Below are 21,980 nucleotides of genomic sequence, written 5' to 3'. Positions count from 1 at the left end.
TTGAAACCTTAATATTTTATCTGAGAAAAGAGCTCTAAATTCCATGTTTTAGACCCTCGAGTTAGAGTGACGTATTCACGGCTTATATCAGCCACACGGTAACCACTTACCGATTCTCCTTTACTCACTATTTTATTATTTAATATCGCTCGGCATTGACCACCGCCATCATTACAAACAATGCTTTGCAACGATGGTACACGGTAATACACAGGCCCAGGCTTAGCGGATACTTTACCTGTCATCCAATCTAATGGAGCGGTTGGATCGTCATCTTGTGCAAACACACTGCCTGAAACGATCAAAAGAAGGCTTAATATAAAGGTTCTAGCCACCAATAAACTCCTCTTTAGCCCCTAAGGTATACACCACTAATTGCAATTGAGCTTGTGGATATTCAATCACTTGATAATTAAAGCTGCGCCAGTAGTACTTCACTTTCATCTGCTCTAATTCGGCAAGGTACTCTAAAATATCGAAGTAGTTGCCGGTTAATTCAATTTTCACTGGGTGAATGTAGTAGCCAATGTCTTCATCGGAATCTTCACGAGTGATAGGCTCACTTGGTAGTGAAGTCAACGCCACTAATTTCAGCTTATGCGTTTTCTCTAGTACTTGTTCTAGTAGTTCGGCCATGCCCGTTGGCGTTACTAGGCTATCGACCACATTAGATAAACGCAGTGAAAGATCCTGACTTTCGGTTAATAACACGCTGTATTCTTTATCAACGTCTTTATCCGGATCTTGCTTAAGCTTATGTTTGATAACTTCAATATCACCTTGTAGCTGACCAATCTGTCCTTTTAACGAGGCTAAGCGGACTGTTTTGGCGTTATTATCAACTTGAGCAGGTTCAACCATAAAGGTATAGAGCAAGAATAAAATCGCGACCCAGCCTGCAACCGTGGTCAGCCATTTTTCTCGCTCAGACATTTTGTCGAACTTAGCACTCAGCAATGCCCATTGTTGTTTGATTTGCTCCATTAGTTATCATCCCCATCTTTAGAACGTAAGGAGAAGATCACTACGTTATTTTCATCACGACCAATCGATAAGCGTTCAAAGGTTCGACCAACTAAGTTCATCTCATTTTTAAACTGCTGTACCCAACTTGGAATCACTTCTGGAGACTTCGCTAAACCTTGAATATTCATTTTGCCATTTTTAATATCAATGCTAGTAAGTGAGATGTCGTGTCTATCAATTGACGCTAAGCCAGACATAATGCCGGAATAACCCACTTGAAGTTGCGAATCAAAGCTCGAAATTACTTTAAGTGAGGCTTGTTTGGTTTTGACATCATCACGTAAACGCTCAACTGCCGCGAGTTTTGCTGGCGACGGTTTGTGAGCGGCAAGTTTTTTATTCAGTACCGCCACTTCATTGGTTAATTCGGTTGCTTGACCATTGGCTACGGCGATTTGGCTATCTAGCTGATTATTCTTATAGTTATAAACGCTATAAATCACCATCATCAGCAAGAACAGCAATGCCCAACTCACTGCAACTAAATCTAAATTAAAGACTTCTTTCTTTGGTTGTAAGTGCGCAGGGTATAAATTAACGCCCTTCAGCCCTAACTGATAAGCTTCATAAACTAATACTTCACCGCTTTTTTGCGTCACATCAGACAGCAGTAACGGCTCAACCATTACATTTAGACGTTCTTGTAGCGCTTCTCGTAGCTCTTCGGTATTTTCATCATCACAGCAAAGAAACAGCTTATTAATCTGAACTTGTTTTAACTGCGCAGATAGGTAGTCCATTGAGCGTTGTAGCTCAAGTGCCAAAGCATCAATTTGTAATGAACTAGCGAATTCACCCGTTATTGGTGATTCCACGCCACGCACGGTTCTTTGAAATGCAGAACTTTGATTAACAAATGCACCAATTTTAAATTCACTGTTTTGTGAACGATGCAGCAGCATATAAGCAGGTACATCAGAACGCGCGTGCGCCCACACTTCATCTTCAGGAGTGATGTTTAATAATTTAACACTGCGGTGATCAAGTACTTGCTTGAGTTGTTCAACAAAACGCTTAATGACAACATAGGCTTGTATTTTATTACTATCAGCGAGCTCAACCCCATCGGCAACAATCTCATTAACACGTTCGGTAATGAGATCTTTCAATAGGAAAGGCAAAGCAACCGACCATTCTTCTTTAGGAATGGCTGGCTTATCAATTTGATAACTTTGATATAAATGAGAACCTAAAGTCACGGTAGCGTTCAAGTTTTGACATTGATGCTCTTTTAGCGCCGAACTTAAAACGAAATCCCAATTGTTATCCGTTAACTCATAAAAAGAGGCAGCTTCTAGGCCAGACTCTGGGTCAACTTTAGACAAGTAAATACCTTCACTCAGCATAACAATACTAAGTGTTGATACCTCCGGACCTCTATTCATAAAGTTCTGGAGCATTGAGTGAATACTCATAGGTTGTTTAAATTCCTCTATTTACGCCAACGGTTTCTACGACCGGGCTTAATCACGCGTGTTGTTTCTATATTTGGCAGCAATTGTTTTTCAGTGGCGAAGAAGCGCCCTTGAGCACCATCCAACCCTAACTGAGATAAGACAGACCATTCATTTTCAGTTTCCACGCCTACCGCGATAACCTTAGTGTTACTGTCAATACAAGAACCTAATATGCTACGAATAAATAGCTGATTCTCGCTTCTTCTATCTATTTGCTTTACCAAGCTACGGTGCAATTTTAAATAACTAATCGGCAGTGTTTTTATATAGTGAGTACTGACGATTGTTCTGCCAACTTGATTAACTATTATTTGACAGCCCAAGCCTGAAAGCATCTTTAACACTGGGCGCATAACGTCCAGATCCGTCACTAAGTTTCGCTCAATAAAAGAGAAACTTAATCGATGCCTTGCTTCCGTAGGTATTTGCAGTAGTTCGTCTCTTAACCAGCGCCGATAATCTTTTCTCTTAAATGGCACAGTAAATAAATTTACCGCATAGCGATTTTCTAGCCATTCAGATCTCAGCTGATTAAACACAGTTTTGAGTATTGCTTGATCCAAAATTCTCTCGTAACCAACTTGTTCAATTGCTGTTAAGAAACGAGAAGCTTTAATTATGTCACCCTTCTCATCTTGAATTCTGGTGAATAATTGATAGTGTTCTGTGATTTTTGAGCTGTCATTTTCTATTAGATAACAAGGCTGTTCATAAATAAATAGCTTATTTGGACTTAAAGATAAATCAAATAGGTTTCGCCAGCGAACTCCACCACGATATTCTACCGATTTATGCTTATATTTCTTGAACTTAGCCCAACCATTAACCCCTTCTAGTCGAGCACTTTTTATAGCAGTTTCCGCCTCATCAATGATCTTACCGCGACGCTCTCCTTGTGAAAAAATTGTTGCGCCAATGTGGCACCAGTTTTCACCGTCTAAATCGTTCGGAATATCGAGTTTTTTAAGCTGATTAATGCACTGGCTCGCTAGGGTTGAAATTTCTTTTTCTGATTGATGAGGGATTAATAAAGTAAATTGGCCACTGTAATAACGGGCAAATACTGCATTCGGATATTTTTGAGTTAAATTCGTCAATACTTGACCGACTGCCACCAAAAACGCTTCATATTCAGTTTTTTCTGAGGTTTCAATAAACTCATCCCAACCATTAATTTCAACCGCTAGAACGCCACCACCTGCACCAGTTTCTTGCAGTGCTGAGGTTAAACGACTATCGAATAACACTCGATTGGCAGCGCCGGTAAGTTTATCTAAGAAAGTATGAGTGCGAATGAAGGTATCAAAGCGACTGCGCTCTTGTCTGGCATCATTTAATTCTTCAATCAATTGAGTCAAAGCTTGGCTGGCTGAATATGGAAATTCTCTTTCATCACCTTTGGTGTACTGCTCAACTTGTCCGGCTAAAATCATCCGGCCGCGTTCTTCAAGTAGCTCTGAGCCATAGAGTTGATCTCTTAACCATTGCAACCCTTTCAATAAACAAAACATCACTAGCACAACTGCCAGTGTTAACGAAAAGAAGGCTTCAAAAGAATAACTATTATTGGCATAAGGCGGCACAACTTGGAATTCAGCAAAATAATCTTGATTGCGCTCAAGTGGGTAGGTTTTTTTATACAGCAGTAACTCATCTTGTTGCAGCAGAGATTTATTTTGGAAGGTATAGATAACACCTGCTGGCGAGGTGATTTTTAGCTCCCCAACATCACTGGTCTGTAACAGTTTAGGTAGCCAATGACGCATCGCATCAAAATCTTGTGGAGTCGCTAACTCTTGATCAATAACCGTTGTCAGGCGCTGTAAGTTTTGATCGACATATTGCCCACCCATTTTTTTAAAGGTAAACACGCCGCCCACGAATAATATAAACATGGCACTCACAACAATCATGGTGACAAAAGCAACCAAGCGGGTACTTAGTTTTAATGTTGGAGTTGGTTTCATTTAAGTCGAAGTTCCATATCGAGTGAAGTCTATTAGTTCTATCTATTTGTTATAATAACAAAAAAGCCGCATTTAAGATGCGGCTTTTTATCAAATCGTGCGATGACGAGCATTTTTATTCAGTTAAATACACTGAGATTAAAATGGAATGTCGTCATCAAAATCCATTGGTGGCTCATTATATTGTGGAGCCTGTTGCTGTGGTGCTTGCTGTTGAGGTGCTTGTTGCTGAGGAGCACGCGGCGCAGATTGTTGCGCTTGTGGTTGCTGAGGTTGACCCCAGTTACCTTGATTGCCACCAGCTGCTGGTGCTTGTCCGCCTTGAGAACGGCCACCTAGCATTTGCATTACGCCATTAAAGCCTTGTACAACCACTTCAGTAGTGTAACGGTCTTGACCACTTTGATCTTGCCATTTACGTGTTTGCAATTGACCTTCAACGTAGACTTGAGAGCCTTTACGTAGGTACTCACCAGCCACTTCAGCTAGCTTGCCAAACAAAGCAACGCGGTGCCATTCAGTTTTTTCACGTTGTTCGCCTGTCGCTTTATCTCTCCATGTTTCAGAAGTAGCAATGGTAATGTTTGCAACCGCACCACCGCTTGGTAGATAACGAATCTCTGGGTCGTTACCTAGATTTCCGACTAAAATTACTTTATTTATTCCGCGGCTAGCCATGTTCTGCTCCGTCTTAATACATTTCAAAAATAGCTGTCGATCATATCATGATTTATACAGCTAACGGTATAATAATATCGCCTCAACTCACTTTGAGATTAGCCTTTATGTTCACGATAACCAATAGCGAAAGTCACTACCTAGCATAGTAACTTCCAAAGCATTCATCATAAATTATTGAATACAATGAATCTCTTCTCAAAACCAAGAATCGTATAAAAAACCAGCATAAGTTTATACTATTCAAGCTGCAAGTTTCATACAGTCGCGGTATTAAAAATCAACCGTGTTATCAAGAAGGTCTGTTGACATGACTTGCCAAAACCAAGAAACCTCCGTGTATTTGTTATCGCCATTTATTGAGGCCAATGACGCTTTTCTTTCAATAGTCAAAACACGGATTGATATTCAATTAACGCTTATCAATTACGATGAAGTGACTAAAATATTACATCAGCAAGAACCTTACATTTTGCTTGTCGATGCGCGCTTTACCGAAGAAGAATTATTTGAGCTACAAACCCACCCTATTTTAAAAAAAGCTCAAGCAAGCGCTCTTATCTTTGCTCCCGAAAAAGCCAATTTAGTCTTACTCTCTCAATGGTATAACTTGGCCGGTTATTTTTATCACGCAACATCCAACGAGCAATTTTGTGACGAGTTGATAAAAATGATCGCCGGACATAATTGCTTGCCTAAATCACTATTAATCAAATTATTTAAACACTGGCAAGCCCTTAACCACCAACAAGCCAACCCTACTATAAAGGCTAAACTATCATTGACCCGTAGAGAGTTAGAAATTTTGACTCACCTACAAATAGGTCAATCGAACCTAGATATTGCGGATTCACTATTCGTCAGTGAACATACGATTAAATCCCATTTATACCGAATATTTAGAAAGCTTAATGTCAGTAACCGTAGACAAGCTATCTACTGGGCTCAGCTTTATTTATCTGAGGGTTAATTTCTAGTAATCACGAAGATGTTGCCCGCAACCGCCATGTTCTTTGCTATATTTGTGTTTCTAATGAAAAAAATGCTATTTTAGCGCACAGATATCCCCTATTTATACAAGGTCTCGAACATGATCAAAAAATGTCTATTCCCTGCTGCAGGTTACGGCACTCGCTTTTTACCGGCGACTAAATCTATGCCAAAAGAAATGATGCCAGTGGTTAATAAGCCGTTAATTGAATATGGCGTTGAAGAAGCCATCCAAGCAGGTATGAATGGCATGTGCATCGTTACCGGTCGTGGTAAACATTCATTAACCGATCACTTTGATAAAAACTACGAATTAGAGCACCAAATTAGCGGTACTAATAAAGAAGAACTATTAGTTGATATCCGTAATATCATCGACAGTGCTAACTTCACTTATATTCGTCAACGTGAAATGAAAGGTTTAGGCCATGCAATTTTAACTGGCCGTGAATTAGTTGGTGATGAACCGTTTGCAGTGGTACTGGCGGATGACTTATGTGTTAACCCAGATCAAGGCGTTTTAGCGCAAATGGTTGCACTGTATAAGCAATTTCGCTGCACTATTGTTGCGGTACAAGAAGTGCCAAAAGATGAAGTGTACAAATATGGTGTGATTGCCGGTGAGATGATCAAAGACGATCTTTACCGTGTAGATGACATGGTTGAAAAACCAGAACCGGGCACTGAGCCAAGTAACCTTGCAATCATTGGCCGTTACATTATGACTCCAGATATTTTTGAATTAATTGAACAAACGGAACCAGGTAAAGGCGGTGAGATCCAAATTACCGACGCCCTACTCAAGCAAGCTAAATCAGGTTGCGTTCTAGCATATAAATTTAAAGGTAAGCGTTTTGACTGTGGTAGCGTTGAAGGCTACATCGAAGCGACTAACTACTGCTACGAAAATATGTATCTAAAAGATCAAGATACTAAGACTAGTAAGAAGTAACCCGTAATCTTCTTAAGTCGTAAACTCTCCTAGGCCGTAATAGATTGCTATTACGGCCTTTCTTTATATCTATCATCAATCACTACAACTGTATTTTTATACAGCTAACTATTTCCACTTTTCTTAACCTATGTAATACTTATCTACTACTTATACTTAGTATTCAATACTCACCAATGCACAAATTGGTATCACTTCTATCATTTATGAGAGCGTGAAGCATGGAAACAATTGAAGTTCGCGGAGCCCGTACCCATAACCTAAAAAATATCAACCTGACCATGCCACGTGACAAACTTATTGTTATCACAGGATTATCGGGTTCTGGTAAATCTTCGCTGGCTTTTGATACTTTGTATGCTGAAGGCCAACGCCGCTATGTTGAATCGCTTTCTGCTTATGCTCGCCAGTTTTTATCGTTAATGGAAAAGCCCGATGTCGATCATATCGAAGGTTTGTCTCCTGCTATTTCCATCGAGCAAAAATCCACCTCGCATAACCCTCGTTCAACCGTGGGTACAATCACTGAAATCTACGATTATTTACGTTTATTGTACGCTCGTGTCGGTGAGCCACGCTGCCCAGATCACAACACTCCATTAGCGGCGCAAACTATTTCACAAATGGTAGACAAAGTATTAGAGCTACCAGAAAACAGCAAACTAATGCTGTTAGCGCCTATCATCAAAGAACGAAAAGGCGAGCATGTAAAAACACTGCAAAACCTCGCAGCTCAAGGTTTTATCCGCGCACGTATTGATGGCGAAACGTGCGATCTTTCTGATCCACCTACCCTTGAGTTACATAAGAAACACACGATTGAAGTAGTAGTAGATCGCTTTAAAGTGCGTGATGGATTGCAACAGCGTTTAGCTGAATCTTTTGAGACCGCATTAGAATTATCGGGCGGTACGGCCACCATTACTTGGATGGACGATTCACAGCAAGACGACATTATCTTTTCTGCTAATTTCGCTTGCTCGCATTGTGGCTACAGCATGCGTGAACTAGAACCGCGTCTATTTTCTTTTAACAACCCAGCAGGTGCTTGTGAAACCTGTGACGGACTCGGGGTTCAGCAATACTTTGACGCAGAGCGCGTAATTCAAGATGAGAGTTTAAGTCTCGCTAATGGCGCGATCCGTGGCTGGGATAAAAAGAACTTCTATTACTTCCACATGCTAACTGCACTGTCCGAACATTATGGTTTTGACCTACAGCAGCCATTTAACAAACTGCCGAAGAAAGTCCGTGATGTAGTACTACATGGTTCGAAAAAGGAAGAAATCGAATTTAAGTACGTTAATGATCGCGGAGATACTCGAATTAAACGTCATGCTTTTGAAGGGATCTTAAATAACCTTAACCGCCGTTATCATGAAACTGAATCTAACTCGGTACGTGAAGAACTGTCTAAATATATCTCCAATAAGTCATGCTCTAGCTGTGGTGGCGCGCGTCTAAAGACCGAGGCTCGTCATGTGTTTATTGAAAGTACAGCGCTACCTCAAGTGGTAGAAATGAGTATTCATGGTGCGTTGCAATTTTTTGAGTCATTAAAACTCACCGGGCAACGTGCTCAGATCGCAGAGAAGATCTTAAAAGAAATCAATGACCGCTTAAATTTCCTAATTAATGTCGGCTTAAATTACCTCAATTTATCGCGTAGTGCTGAAACCCTTTCTGGCGGTGAAGCACAACGTATTCGTCTTGCCAGTCAAATCGGTGCTGGTTTAGTGGGCGTTATGTACGTACTCGATGAACCGTCGATTGGTTTGCATCAAAGAGACAATGAACGCCTACTGAAAACCTTGATCCATCTGCGTGATCTAGGAAACACAGTTATCGTTGTTGAGCACGATGAAGATGCGATTCGCGCAGCCGATCACGTCATTGATATTGGCCCGGGTGCGGGTGTCCATGGTGGTAACGTAATTGCCGAAGGGACAATGCAAGATATTCTCGACAACCCTAACTCTCTTACCGGCCAATACTTAAGTGGCGTTAAGCAAATTGAAGTACCCAAGAAGCGCACTCCGATTGATAAGAAGAAAACCGTTGAACTGCTTGGCGCAACAGGTAATAACCTACAAAACGTTAACCTCTCCATTCCAGTTGGTTTATTAACTTGTGTTACAGGTGTTTCTGGCTCAGGTAAATCGACTCTGATTAACGATACTTTCTTTAAAATTGCTCATGCTCGCTTAAATGGCGCGACTACTGCTGAGGCCGCACCTTATAAAAAAATTAATGGGCTAGAGCACTTTGATAAAGTCATCGATATCAACCAAAGCCCAATTGGCCGAACCCCACGTTCAAATCCTGCCACCTACACGGGCATTTTTACCCCAATTCGTGAACTGTTTGCCGGCACACAAGAGTCTCGTTCTCGTGGTTATAAACCAGGCCGCTTTAGCTTTAACGTCCGAGGTGGTCGTTGTGAAGCTTGCCAAGGTGATGGGGTTATCAAAGTAGAAATGCACTTCTTACCGGATGTGTATGTACCTTGTGATGCCTGTAAAGGTAAACGTTATAACCGCGAAACTTTAGATGTACGTTACAAAGGTAAGAGCATTGATGAAGTGCTGGAAATGACGGTCGAAGATGCTCACACTTTCTTTGAACCTGTACCTGTGATTGCCAGAAAACTGAAAACTCTGATTGATGTGGGTCTGTCTTATATCCGACTAGGCCAAGCAGCCACCACGTTATCTGGCGGCGAGGCACAACGCGTTAAATTGGCGAAAGAGCTGTCCAAACGCGATACTGGTAAAACCTTATATATCTTGGATGAGCCGACAACCGGGCTGCATTTCCACGATATTCAGCAGCTATTAAACGTTCTACATCGCCTACGTGATCACGGCAATACCGTAGTGGTGATTGAGCACAACCTAGATGTGATTAAAACGGCTGATTGGATTGTCGACCTAGGCCCTGAAGGTGGCAGCGGCGGCGGCGAAATCATCGCAGCAGGCACACCAGAGCAAGTGGTTAAGGTGAAAGGATCGCATACAGCGCACTTTCTTAAGCCGTTGTTGAAGTAAGGATTCGTATCTCGTTGCTAGGCCGCTTTGCTACTCGTTTATCGGAAAAGCAAAGCATAGGTCGAGTAACGAGAAACGAAAAACGAAGTGCTCGAGATTCGTAAATCACTTTTTCTACAAACAATGCTAATATAGCCGCCCTATAGGCAAATCAAACATCTAGAGGCTGCACTGTACATGGCAACGTTACATATCCAAGGCACAAAACTTGAAGAAGTGCCTGAACCTAATATCTTAGCCAAACCATTTCTTTGGTCGCTAGGTGTGGTGTTCTTACTTGCCATGCATTTTTTCCAACCAAATCCAGGTGGTGCGGGACTCGCTTTATCTTTCAATTCCACCACTTGGTTAGCCTTAAGTGTTAGCTTTGGGATTGGCTTGTATGCGATTGCCAATCAGCGAGTGTTACGCATTACTAGCCTCACCATAGTGATGTTTATTGCTTGTATTATTTTGACTCTGCCAATTTTCTATTCGACCGCCAATGTTCAAGATGCCATGCTACGTTTGATCGGGCTATGGGCAGGTTGGTTGTTGCTACTGATTTTGCATCAATATCCGCTGTCGATTAAACAAAAGCAGACGCTCTTACTTCTCATCGTTGGCGCGGTATGTATCGAAGCTGCCTACAGTTACTTTCAATACTTATTTTTAGAGCCGGGTAATTCATTTGGTTACAACACCGAACAGAATCGTCCATTCGCAATATTCCAACAACCTAATGTCACCGCGAGCTTTCTAGCTACAGGGCTCGCCATAGGTTCTTACTTATTGGCGAGACAGAATCAAACCAATGTCCAGATACATAAAGTATTCTCCGGCTTGTTGCTGTTAATGCCAATTATCACCATTCCATTATTATGGGTACTGGCCTCGCGTACCGGCTGGTTAGGCGCGACCGTTTCTACCGTTCTGCTGATCCCATATCTCGCTAAATTCTTACCAAAGCGAATAATGTCATTATGGCTTATTTCAATCATTATCGGTTTGGCTGGCGGTTATACGCTTGCAACTGCCAATGGTGGTAATGAGTTAATTGCTCAAAAATCTAATTTAGAAAGTCCGCGTCGTTATACCTTTCCGCAAACCTTAGATATGGTGATAGAAAAGCCACTAACCGGATATGGCTATGGTCAGTTTGAACCGGCTTATATGGTTTACACCGCAAGGCAGCACCAGCTAAATCCTGACTACCATCCGGGATTACCTTCGATGGATCATCCACATAATGAGATTTTATATTGGGCGGTAGAAGGCGGCATCGTATCGGTACTTGGTTTGCTCATTGCGGCCTTGATGGTGTTTCGTAAAGTGCGAAAGTCTCAATCAGGAACCCGTTTGGCGTTAATCGCTTTATTTTTCCCAATCGTGCTGCATACCCAACTTGAATATCCGTTTTATCACTCTGCGATCCACTGGATCATCTTTGTGATACTTATCTACTGGGTCGATCAGTTAACCTCTCAATATAAAGTGGTGAGCTTTAGCAAGATAACCAAAAGTTTATTGAGTGTATTTTCATTAGTCATCCCGATCATTACCGCGTTTTTTATGATCACCGCGCTGCATACCAATAATGTTCTCAGTCGATTTGAATATACCAGACCGATCAATCCAGATTTATTAAACCAAGTGACCAACCCTAGCGTTTGGAAAGATAGATTTGATTGGGATGTGTACAGTACTCAACTCAACATTGGCTTGCATCTTGATAATCCAGAATACATCCAGCCTTATATTGATTGGGCGACCCAAGTCATCAAGCGCAAACCAAGAGCGGCATTTTATTCAAAACTGATCGTAGCCTACCAAGGCATTGGCGATGATAGAAAAGCAGAACAAATCCGTAAGGAAGCCAGTTTCTTATTCCCTAAACAGGATTTTTCAAAGATTCGTTATATTCCGCCAGAGGAGAGGGTTTCAAGGGCAGAGGCGGCATCGGAGGCTAAAGCGGTACAGGAAAAATAGAAACGTAGCTCGTTACTTGAGCGCTTCGCTTCTAGTGACTAGAAAAAGCAAAAGCTAAATTCACATCACGAGAAAGCATGGTTGAAACTCGGTAACTCGTTGCTCGAATTTTTTACTTCTTGTAGCAAAAAGATCCGAAGTATATTTCGAGTAACGAGCTACGATAAGCGAAGCCTCCGAGAGTCGTTACCTCTCTATCGTCTCTTGTAACGCTTTCAAACATAACGCCACATTTTCACTTTTGGCGCTATATCCCATCAAGCCGATACGCCATACCTTGCCAGCTAACGCACCTAAACCGCCGCCGACTTCAAGATTATATTCTTCAAGTAAATGCTGGCGGGTTTTGGCATCGTCAACGCCTTCTGGTAAATACACAGAGTTCAATTGCGGCAAACGACACTCTTCATCTACTACATAGGTAAAGCCTAATTCTTCTAGACCTTGTTTGAGTTTCTGGTGCATATCAGCATGACGTTGCCAGGCATTTTCTAGCCCTTCGTTATACAAACCAAGTAAAGCTTCATGTAACGCATATAGACTATTCACTGGCGCAGTATGGTGATAACTACGTTTACCTTCGCCACTCCAGTAACCAAGCACTAGGCTTTGATCTAAAAACCAACTTTGTACTGGTGTTGTTCTTGCTTGAATCTTAGCAATCGCTTTTGGAGAGAAAGTCACTGGCGATAAACCCGGTACGCACGATAGACATTTTTGACTACCGGAATACACCGCATCTAACTGCCACTCATCGACTTTAAGAGGCACACCACCAAGTGAGGTGACTGCATCAACAATGGTCAACGCATCATATTGCTTAGCCACTTTTGATAGTACTTGCGCATCACTTAATGCACCGGTTGAGGTTTCAGCATGAACAAAGGCCAGAATTTTAGCATCTGAGTTTTCCGCAAAAGCGGCGGCTACTTTATCGACACTAACCGGTTTGCCCCATTCATCATCCACCAGCACCACTTCCGCGCCACTACGAATCGCATTTTCACGCATACGTTCGCCAAACACACCATTACGGCAAATAATCACTTTATCACCGGGCTCAATCAGGTTAACAAAGCACGCTTCCATACCGGCACTGCCGGGTGCTGAAACTGGAATCGTAAAGTCATTTTCGGTTTGAAAAGCATATTTCAGAAGCGTTTTCACTTCATCCATCATGCCGATAAACAGTGGATCTAGGTGACCGACCGTTGGGCGACTTAAAGCTTGCAGAACATCCGATGAAATATCAGAAGGACCCGGGCCCATCAAAATGCGACGAGGTGGAAAAAAGCGCTGAATTGTCATAATAATCCTTAATGGTGTATTCCATATTTATCATTCGCTCGATAACAACTTTACTTCAGCTTTTGGGGAGCCTCGTAAAAACAACGGCGAAATTTGTGTGCTGTATAAATAAAATTACCACGCTCTGAGAGTCTCCTCATCGCGAAGCCATAAAGCTGTGAGCTTGCTCAATTAATTGTGTACATTATTGAATTTTATTGTCGACAAATAAAGTTGAAAAAATGTTATCAAATACTTTTCTATTATTGACTTTTTTGGTGCAACAACGTTCAATGGAGACTCTTTCGACCATAGGATAATGGTTGAAAAGGAAGAGGAGCGTAACCCAGGCAGATGACTAGTGGATCCCGAGATCCAAAACTTGTCATTCAGGGGGAGTTACGCCGAGATGGGTAAATGCTCGGAAATTTATCGCATCGGTTGTTCAGGTTGAATCCTGGCAATTGTCACTGAGTACCTCACTTAGTGAAGAGCTTCTAAGATTTACATGGTCACGATTCTAGTGATTCACTTCTATGTATTTCCCCCGCTCTAAGAAATCTCTCTTCAACATTGGACGTTTGCTTATTGATATCAATGAGCTTTATTTGAGAATTATGGGAGACAATGCCGTGAGCGCATTTAACGTAGCAAAGTTTGGTGGCACCAGTGTGGCGAATTTCGAAGCCATGAGCCGTTGTGCCGCAATTATTGAAGATAACCCGTCAACGAAACTGGTTGTCAGTAGCGCCTGTTCTGGCGTGACTAATTTATTGGTTGAGTTAGCGCTTGGGGTACAAAACTCGGATGATCGCCTTGCGACTTTAGAGAAAATTCGCGCTATTCATTACAGCATTATTGAGCAATTTTCCGATCAAGAAAAAACGCGACATGCGGTAGATACTATTTTAACTACCCTTTCTAGCATGGCTGAAGCGGCTTCATTCCAATCGAGCGACAAACTAACTGATCATATCGTGGCGTGTGGCGAATTAATGTCGACTCACATTTTGACGCAATTGATGGTAGAGCGCGGCATTAACGCAGTTCGATTTGATATTCGCGAAGTACTACGTACCAATTCTGATCATGGTAAAGCAGAGCCAATTATTGCCGATATTTCTGTTCTGGCACAACAAAAGCTCACTCCACTTTGCCAGCAACATGTCGTGATCACCCAAGGCTTTATTGGCAGCGATGCTGATGGCAACACCACAACGCTTGGTCGTGGTGGTAGTGATTACAGCGCAGCATTAATTGCCGAGGCGGTTAAAGCTTCAGGTTTAGAAATTTGGACCGATGTTCCGGGGATCTACACCACCGATCCTCGCATTGCGCCAAAAGCAACTCCGATTCCTGAAATTAGCTTTAGTGAAGCCTCTGAAATGGCTAACTTTGGTGCCAAAATTTTGCATCCTTCGACCCTACTTCCTGCGCTTCGTCACCAGATCCCAGTATTTGTTGGATCTTCTCGCGAACCAGAAAAAGGTGGCACTTGGATCCGCAAACAAGTAGAAAGCGCACCACTATTCCGCGCATTAGCGTTACGTAATAACCAAACCATGGTGACATTACGCAGCCCTGATATGTTCCAAACTTATGGATTCTTAGCGCAAGTTTTTAATATTTTAGCGAAATATCAAATCTCAGTAGACTTGATCACAACCTCTGAAGTCAGTGTGTCATTGACTCTGGATCAAACCAATACCTCTGGCCAAGCTCCTGAACTACCAGCTGAGGTTCGAGCAGAGCTAGAACAGCTCAGCCTAGTTGAAGTGGAGTATAACCTAAGCCTAGTCGCATTAATCGGTAATAAGATGAGTGCTAAAAAAGGCTACGCTAAACAAGTATTCAGCGCGCTAGAAGATTTCAACTTACGTATGATTTGTTACGGCGCGAGCCCGCATAACTTATGTTTCTTGGTAGGAGAAGCGGAAGCGAAAACTGCGGTAGAAGTGTTGCATCGGGAGTTGTTTGAGTAAGTTCGATTATCGGGCACTTCGTTTCTCGGTGCTCGTTTCTCGAAAAAGCAAAGTGGTACTGAAGAATGATCAGTACCGTTTTTTTTATCTCTACCTACAAAAGAATAAATCTCGACCCCTTTTTATTCTATGTCCTTTTATCAAAAACAAAAAACGCCAGCAGATGTAACTCTGATAGCGTTTTCTTTTTCGTATTACGAGTAGCGTAAGCGTCCTAGCAGCAAAGCGCCCGAGTAACGATAATCAACTCAAATTCGGCCCCAGCCATTTCTCCATTGCCACTTCATCCCAGCCTTTACGCTGTGCGTATTCTTCCGCTTGATCTTGTTGGATCTGGGCAATTGCAAAGTAGCGTGAATCTGGATGTGAGAAATACCAACCAGAAACCGATGCGCCCGGCCACATGGCATAGCTAGTGGTCAAAGACATGCCGATGGTTTCTTCAACTTTTAGAAGCTCCCACAAGCTGCCTTTTTCAGTATGTTCTGGACAAGCAGGATAACCTGGCGCAGGGCGGATACCTTGGTACTTTTCACGGATCAAATCATTATTGGTTAAATTCTCATCCGCGGCATAGCCCCAAATATCTTTACGCACTTGTTCATGCATATATTCTGCAAACGCTTCGGCTAAACGGTCGGCTACCGCTTGGATCATAATGGCATTAAAGTCATCACCTTGCGCTTTATAAGCATCGGCTAGTTCACGCTCACCAATACCACCGGTGACGGCAAAGCCACCAATCCAATCGGCTTTACCACTGTCTTTTGGCGCAATGTAGTCCGATAAACAGTAGTTCGGACCTTTTGGCTTTTCAGTTTGTTGACGAAGATTGTGCAATACTTTAATCACGTCGCTACGAGTTTCGTCCGCATACACTTCGATATCATCCCCGACACTATTTGCCGGGAACATACCGCACATACCGCTAGCTTTCAGAATGCCTTCTTGCTCGATTTGATCTAAGAAAACATTGGCATCTTCATACAAACGCTTCGCTTCTTCACCGACTTCTTCATGGTCAAAAATCGATGGGTACTTGCCCATTAATCCCCAAGTTAAGAAGAACGGAGTCCAGTCGATGTATTGACGTAAAATCGCCGTATCAATATGTTCAAACACATGCACGCCCGGTTTAACTGGAGCCGGTGGTGTGTAAGTTTGCCAGTCGATATTCACCTTATTGTTTCGAGCTTGCTCTAAGGTTACTGGTTTAGTACGAGGGCGCTTACGTGCATGTTGATCACGCACACGGTCGTAGTCTAGGTTTAATTTCTCAACGAAGGCTGGACGTAAAGTGTCAGAAAGCAGAGCCGAACACACCCCAACCGCTCGTGAAGCATTGTTTACATACACAACTGGTTGAGAATAGTTTTGTTCAATTTTCACCGCAGTGTGAGCTTTAGAGGTCGTTGCCCCGCCAATCAAAAGTGGCAAGTCAAAACCTTGGCGCTCCATCTCTTTGGCGACATGCACCATTTCATCGAGTGATGGCGTGATAAGACCAGACAGGCCAATGATATCGACATTTTGTTCTTTGGCGACTTTCAAGATCGTTTCGGTTGGCACCATCACGCCAAGGTCGATGATTTCGTAGTTATTACACTGCAACACTACCCCAACAATGTTCTTACCAATGTCGTGCACATCGCCTTTAACTGTCGCCAGTAAGATCTTACCGTTAGTTTGTCCAACTTGCTTTTCAGCATTGATATAAGGTTCTAAATAAGCCACTGCTTGTTTCATCACACGTGCCGACTTTACGACTTGAGGAAGGAACATTTTCCCTTCACCAAATAAGTCACCAACGACGTTCATGCCATCCATCAATGGGCCTTCAATCACCTCAAGAGGTTTGGCCGCTTTAGCGCGAGCTTCTTCAGTATCTTCAACAATAAATTCGGTTATACCTTTAACCAATGCATGCTCAAGACGCTTTTCGACTTCCCAGGTACGCCATTCTAATAGAGCAGGATCTTCTACTTTACCTACTCCATTTGAACGGTATTGTTCCGCCAGTTCGAGTAAGTTTTCGGTCGCATCGGCATGGCGGTTAAGTACCACGTCTTCCACCGCATTACGCAGTTTTTCCGGTACATTATCGTAAATTTCCAATTGCCCTGCGTTCACGATCCCCATATCCATACCACGTTTAAAACAGTGGTAGAGGAATACTGCATGAATCGCTTCACGTACGTAGTTATTGCCACGGAATGAGAAAGAAACGTTAGAGACACCACCAGAAATCATCGCATAAGGGAGATCGCGCTTAATATCACCGACGGCTTCAATGAAATCGACGGCGTAGTTATTGTGTTCATCAATACCGGTCGCAATGGCAAAAATATTAGGGTCAAAAATAACATCTTCTGGTGGGAAGCCCACTTCATCAACCAGAATGCGGTAAGCCTTAGTACAAATTTCGGTTTTACGTTCACGAGTATCGGCTTGGCCCACTTCATCAAATGCCATCACGATCACTGCCGCGCCATAGCGACGAATCAATTTGGCTTGCTCAATAAAGTTCTCAACCCCTTCTTTCATTGAGATAGAGTTGACGATGCCTTTGCCTTGCACGCATTTTAAGCCCGCTTCGATGACGTCCCATTTAGAGGAATCGACCATGATCGGCACTTTAGAGATTTCTGGCTCAGAGGCACATAGATTCAGGAAGCGTTCCATGCACGCTTTAGCATCGAGCATTCCTTCATCCATATTGATATCGATGATTTGCGCGCCATTGGCCACCTGTTCACGAGCCACATCAAGCGCTTCATCATATTGCTCTTCAACAATCAGACGCTTGAACTTAGCGGAACCGGTTACGTTAGTACGCTCACCAACGTTCACAAAGAGTGAATCTTTATCTATGGTAAGTGGCTCTAAACCCGATAGACGGCAGGCTTTTGGTAGTGCAGGCAATGCGCGAGGTTTAACCCCTTCAACAACACGTGCCATCTGACGAATATGTTCAGGCGTAGTACCACAACAACCACCTACCATATTTAGGAAGCCACTTTCCGCCCATTCTTGAATATGCTTAGCCATTTCACGTGGCTCAAGATCATATTCACCAAAGGCATTTGGCAGGCCTGCATTCGGGTGAGCAGAAACATGACTTTCTGAAATGCGCGATAGTTCTTCAACATATTGACGCAGTTCATTAGGGCCTAGCGCACAGTTAAGACCAAATGACAGCGGCTCAACATGACGTAGTGCGTTATAAAATGCTTCGGTGGTTTGCCCAGAAAGCGTACGGCCAGAGGCATCTGTGATCGTGCCAGAAATCATGACTGGCAGTTTGAAACCGAGTTCATCAAACACACTTAACACCGCGAAAGCACATGCCTTGGCGTTTAAGGTATCAAAGATGGTTTCAATCATGATGATGTCCGCACCACCTTCGATTAGCGCGCGGGTAGATTCAGAGTAAGCAGTCACTAACTCATCAAAGCTGACATTACGAAAGCCAGGGTCATTTACATCAGGAGAAATTGAGCAGGTACGGTTAGTTGGCCCTAGAACGCCGGCCACAAATCTTGGTTTATCTGGCGTTTTTGCTGTCCACTCATCAGCAACTTCACGAGCAAGTTTCGCCGCGGCAAAGTTTATCTCTGCACTTAAACTTTCCATGTCGTAATCGGCCATCGCGATAGTGGTGGCATTGAAGGTGTTGGTTTCAAGAATATCGGCACCCGCAGCTAAGTAGTCGCTGTGCAGCTTTTTAATTAACTGTGGTTGAGTTAAAACCAATAAGTCGTTATTACCTTTCAAGTCACTATGCCAATCGGCAAAGCGTTCGCCTCGGTAATCATTTTCTTGCAATTGATGAGACTGGATCATGGTTCCCATGCCACCATCAATCAATAAAATGCGAGATTTTAATAATTCTTGAATTTGATGTTTTACTTCATTGTGATGAGAATTTGTGCTTCCAGCCACGATACAACCTCTTTCCTTAAGTCTTTAATACATCCTAACATGCTTTATTTGTAATGGAAATCTAGACGTCTAAAATGAAATTTAAAAATCTAATATATCCTTTTTAACATGCTTTTTATCTGCTTTACTCTAATCTTGTTAAAAATATATTGATATTTATCAGTAAGCGCACGAAAATTGCGGGATTACAATTTGTTACATTAGCCAAGGTTAAACTATGTCGGTCTATAATACCCTTTGCTTCCTATCGTTTGCTGCGATGGTGATTGCATTGATTAACAGTAAGTTTGGTCGTCTACAAACGACTATTGCTATTACAGCGGGCTCAATGATGCTCTCGCTGATTATTATTATTGCTGGCCATAGTGGCTGGTTTAACCTTATCGACATCGCCTCAAAAACGATGACGGAAATTAACTTTGAAAGCTTCCTACTAAACGGTGTGCTTGGCTTCTTGCTATTTGCCGGTGGTCTAGGTATCAAGCTACCGCATTTTGCTGATCAAAAATGGGAAATCGCTATTCTTGCTTTTGGCGGCACCCTATTCTCTACTTTCTTTATCGGTTTCAGCTTATATGCGATTTGCGATGCGATTAACATTCACATCGATTTGATCTACTGCATTCTGTTTGGTGCACTTATCTCACCAACCGATCCAATTGCAGTACTGGCCATTGTGAAGAAACTCCAAGCACCGCAACGTATTTCAACTCAAATTGAAGGTGAGTCGCTATTCAATGATGGTATTGGCTTAGTTATTTTCGTCACCATCTTTACCGTTGCCTTTAGTGGCCACGCTCCTACTCCTGGCGGCGTACTGACATTATTCTTACAAGAAGCCGTGGGTGGTATCGCCTACGGTTTTGTTCTAGGTCTCGTGTTCCACTACCTAATCAGTTCAACCAATGATCATTCAATGGAATTACTATTAATGGTCTGTATTCCAACCGCCGGTTACGCTTTTGCTGAAACGCTTGAAGTATCAGGTCCACTGGCGATGGTGGTTTCCAGTATCATGATTGGTAACTGGACACGCTATGTTGGTTTTTCTAAAGAAAGTACCGAGCACATGGATCACTTCTGGGAACTGATTGATGAATTCCTCAACGGTATCCTATTCTTACTTATCGGTATGTCACTATTGTTGTTCGAATTCCACTCTACAGATTGGATCATGATGGCAATTGCTATCCCACTTGTTCTACTGTCTCGTTTCCTAAGTGTTTGGATTCCATTTATCGGCTTTAAACGCTTTAGAGCCTACAACAAGTGGTCAGTGAAAATCCTAACTTGGGGTGGCCTACGTGGTGGTTTAGCACTGGCTATGGCGCTTTCGATTCCACACGGTAAGTACTTTGTAACCTCAGCTAATATTGATATTAAAGAGATCATCATGGTGATGACCTACGCGGTAGTAGTATTCTCAATCCTAATTCAGGGCTCAACGATTACCCCAATGATCAATAAAGCCAAAGTGGTACAAAAACAAATGGAAGAAGCGGATCAACTACGCGCGCAAGTAGAAACGGATTCGAAAGATCAGGAAAATAAGCCAAGCTAATAGCAAATAAATTAGCTTATTAGCTTCACAAAAAAAGCAGCATAACGTTAAGGAATCATTCCAAATAGTTATGCTGCTTTTTTTATTGCTACTAGGTCTATTGCTACTAGGTTTATAGATACTAATTTGTACTAAGACTTTCTGAATCAATCGTCTTTGGTGAAATTCTCTATCGAGAAATGGTCAAGATCGTAAGGCGTTTGCTGGTAAACACAGTAATTTAACCAGTTAGAAAACAACAAATGACCATGACTTCGCCAGCTGGCAATAGGTGGGTTATCTGGGTTGTCATTTGGGTAGTAGTTCACTGGAATTGCCGGATCCATCCCTTCTGCTAAATCTCGTACATATTCATTGTGTAGAGTATGAGCATCATATTCAGGGTGCCCTGTGACAAATACATGTCGCTTATCTTTACTACTCGCGAGATATACACCAGCATCATCAGAAGTGGCTAAGATATCTAAATCCGTATGTTCAGATAAGTATTCCGCAGTAAAGTCAGCATAGCGAGAATGAGGCGCTAAGAAGTTATCATCAAAGCCTCTGACTACCGGATGAAACTCGCTCACGACATCATGGTGATAGACACCTGACAACTTCTCTTTACGCGTACGTTTCGGCAAGTTATACAGAAGCTTTAAGGCCGCCTGAGCTGCCCAACAAACATATAATGTAGAAGTCACGTGATCTTTAGCCCATGACATTATCGTCTGTAAATGATCCCAGTAAGCCACATCTTCAAATTGCACTAGCCCCAATGGCGCGCCAGTAATAATCAAACCATCAAAGTTTCGATTTTTTACCGTATCAAATTGGCGATAAAAATTATTCAAATGTTCGGTTGGGGTATTTTTACTTGGGCGATCATCAATACGCAGCAGTTCAATATCAACTTGCAGCGGACTGTTTGAAAGTAAACGTAAGAACTGAGTTTCCGTCTCAATTTTTTTCGGCATCAAATTTAAGATCAACACTTTAAGTGGACGGATCATCTGCGTAGTCGCACGCGTCTCCGACATAATAAAGATTCTTTCCTGACGTAAGATATCAGAAGCAGGAAGTTGATCGGGAATCTTGATTGGCATTGCACTCTCTCCATAAGCAATCTAGACGTCTAAAC

The 21,980-nt window shown here is 42.4% G+C and carries 14 protein-coding genes and 1 riboswitch; of the genes, 6 read left to right on the top strand and 8 right to left on the bottom strand.

What is annotated here, in order from left to right; translation table 11 throughout:
- Positions 1–8: 8 nt before the first annotated feature.
- The 5 genes from L3V25_RS06430 to L3V25_RS06410 all read right to left on the bottom strand — a co-directional run bounded on the left by L3V25_RS06430 (position 9) and on the right by L3V25_RS06410 (position 5,128).
- A complete protein-coding gene (locus L3V25_RS06430) occupies positions 9–335 on the bottom strand; it encodes an MSHA biogenesis protein MshK (protein ID WP_237294619.1) in 327 nt (108 codons plus the stop codon).
- Positions 328–984, bottom strand: coding sequence for a type II secretion system protein GspM (gene gspM / locus L3V25_RS06425; protein WP_237294618.1), 657 nt, complete (start codon positions 982–984; stop codon positions 328–330). The genes L3V25_RS06430 and gspM overlap by 8 nt, the downstream gene beginning before the upstream one ends.
- A complete protein-coding gene (locus L3V25_RS06420; RefSeq protein ID WP_237294617.1) occupies positions 984–2,351 on the bottom strand; it encodes an MSHA biogenesis protein MshI in 1,368 nt (455 codons plus the stop codon). The genes gspM and L3V25_RS06420 overlap by 1 nt, the downstream gene beginning before the upstream one ends.
- Before the next feature lie 107 nt (positions 2,352–2,458).
- Positions 2,459–4,450, bottom strand: a complete 1,992-nt coding sequence (gene csrD, locus L3V25_RS06415) for an RNase E specificity factor CsrD (RefSeq protein ID WP_237294616.1) — start codon at positions 4,448–4,450, stop codon at positions 2,459–2,461.
- 138 nt (positions 4,451–4,588) lie between these two features.
- On the bottom strand, positions 4,589–5,128 hold the full coding sequence (locus L3V25_RS06410; protein ID WP_237294615.1) for a single-stranded DNA-binding protein: 540 nt from the start codon (positions 5,126–5,128) through the stop codon (positions 4,589–4,591).
- Positions 5,129–5,438: 310 nt separating this feature from the next.
- Between L3V25_RS06410 and L3V25_RS06405 the strand changes: the two genes are divergently transcribed.
- From L3V25_RS06405 to L3V25_RS06390, 4 genes are all read left to right on the top strand, one after another.
- Entirely contained in the window at positions 5,439–6,098 is a 660-nt protein-coding gene (locus L3V25_RS06405) for a LuxR C-terminal-related transcriptional regulator (RefSeq protein WP_237294614.1), read from the top strand.
- A 120-nt stretch (positions 6,099–6,218) separates the two neighbouring features.
- Positions 6,219–7,070 carry a UTP--glucose-1-phosphate uridylyltransferase GalU gene (galU, locus tag L3V25_RS06400; RefSeq protein WP_237294613.1) on the top strand — a complete coding sequence of 284 codons (852 nt, stop codon included), beginning with the start codon at positions 6,219–6,221 and terminating at the stop codon, positions 7,068–7,070.
- Positions 7,071–7,291: 221 nt separating this feature from the next.
- A complete protein-coding gene (uvrA, locus tag L3V25_RS06395) occupies positions 7,292–10,117 on the top strand; it encodes an excinuclease ABC subunit UvrA (RefSeq protein ID WP_237294612.1) in 2,826 nt (941 codons plus the stop codon).
- Between the two features lie 177 nt (positions 10,118–10,294).
- Complete coding sequence (locus L3V25_RS06390; protein ID WP_237294611.1) at positions 10,295–12,085, top strand: PglL family O-oligosaccharyltransferase; 1,791 nt, start codon at positions 10,295–10,297, stop codon at positions 12,083–12,085.
- 186 nt (positions 12,086–12,271) lie between these two features.
- Here the strand turns inward: L3V25_RS06390 and L3V25_RS06385 are convergent, their stop codons facing one another.
- A complete protein-coding gene (locus L3V25_RS06385; RefSeq protein ID WP_237294610.1) occupies positions 12,272–13,393 on the bottom strand; it encodes an alanine--glyoxylate aminotransferase family protein in 1,122 nt (373 codons plus the stop codon).
- 303 nt (positions 13,394–13,696) lie between these two features.
- A riboswitch (Lysine riboswitch) is annotated at positions 13,697–13,877 on the top strand.
- A 127-nt stretch (positions 13,878–14,004) separates the two neighbouring features.
- Here L3V25_RS06385 and lysC point away from each other — a divergent pair.
- Positions 14,005–15,354, top strand: a complete 1,350-nt coding sequence (gene lysC / locus L3V25_RS06380) for a lysine-sensitive aspartokinase 3 (protein WP_237294609.1) — start codon at positions 14,005–14,007, stop codon at positions 15,352–15,354.
- Between the two features lie 243 nt (positions 15,355–15,597).
- Here the strand turns inward: lysC and metH are convergent, their stop codons facing one another.
- A complete protein-coding gene (gene metH, locus L3V25_RS06375; protein WP_237294608.1) occupies positions 15,598–19,296 on the bottom strand; it encodes a methionine synthase in 3,699 nt (1,232 codons plus the stop codon).
- A 217-nt stretch (positions 19,297–19,513) separates the two neighbouring features.
- Here metH and L3V25_RS06370 point away from each other — a divergent pair, with 217 nt between their 5' ends.
- Positions 19,514–20,857: a sodium:proton antiporter gene (locus L3V25_RS06370; RefSeq protein WP_237294607.1), complete on the top strand. Its 1,344-nt coding sequence runs from the start codon at positions 19,514–19,516 to the stop codon at positions 20,855–20,857.
- Between the two features lie 146 nt (positions 20,858–21,003).
- Here L3V25_RS06370 and metA read toward each other — a convergent pair whose 3' ends face one another.
- The gene (gene metA / locus L3V25_RS06365; protein WP_237294606.1) at positions 21,004–21,945 is read right to left on the bottom strand and encodes a homoserine O-succinyltransferase; all 942 of its coding nucleotides are present in this window, start codon (positions 21,943–21,945) and stop codon (positions 21,004–21,006) included.
- Positions 21,946–21,980 lie beyond the last annotated feature (35 nt).

The organism is Vibrio sp. CK2-1 (genome assembly GCF_021726515.1).
In the GTDB taxonomy this organism is placed as follows: Bacteria; Pseudomonadota; Gammaproteobacteria; order Enterobacterales; family Vibrionaceae; genus Vibrio.
Note: the sequence above shows the minus strand (reverse complement) of the source record. Positions and strands in the feature narration are given on the sequence as shown.

Excerpts from the sequence above, each read along its gene's own strand:
- L3V25_RS06410 (WP_237294615.1), bottom strand. The coding sequence starts at position 5,128 with ATGGCTAGCCGCGGAATAAATAAAGTAATTTTAGTCGGAAATCTAGGT.
- L3V25_RS06385 (WP_237294610.1), bottom strand. The coding sequence starts at position 13,393 with ATGACAATTCAGCGCTTTTTTCCACCTCGTCGCATTTTGATGGGCCCG.
- L3V25_RS06370 (WP_237294607.1), top strand. The coding sequence starts at position 19,514 with ATGTCGGTCTATAATACCCTTTGCTTCCTATCGTTTGCTGCGATGGTG.
- uvrA (WP_237294612.1), top strand. The coding sequence starts at position 7,292 with ATGGAAACAATTGAAGTTCGCGGAGCCCGTACCCATAACCTAAAAAAT.
- galU (WP_237294613.1), top strand. The coding sequence starts at position 6,219 with ATGATCAAAAAATGTCTATTCCCTGCTGCAGGTTACGGCACTCGCTTT.
- csrD (WP_237294616.1), bottom strand. The coding sequence starts at position 4,450 with ATGAAACCAACTCCAACATTAAAACTAAGTACCCGCTTGGTTGCTTTT.
- gspM (WP_237294618.1), bottom strand. The coding sequence starts at position 984 with ATGGAGCAAATCAAACAACAATGGGCATTGCTGAGTGCTAAGTTCGAC.
- L3V25_RS06390 (WP_237294611.1), top strand. The coding sequence starts at position 10,295 with ATGGCAACGTTACATATCCAAGGCACAAAACTTGAAGAAGTGCCTGAA.
- metA (WP_237294606.1), bottom strand. The coding sequence starts at position 21,945 with ATGCCAATCAAGATTCCCGATCAACTTCCTGCTTCTGATATCTTACGT.
- L3V25_RS06405 (WP_237294614.1), top strand. The coding sequence starts at position 5,439 with ATGACTTGCCAAAACCAAGAAACCTCCGTGTATTTGTTATCGCCATTT.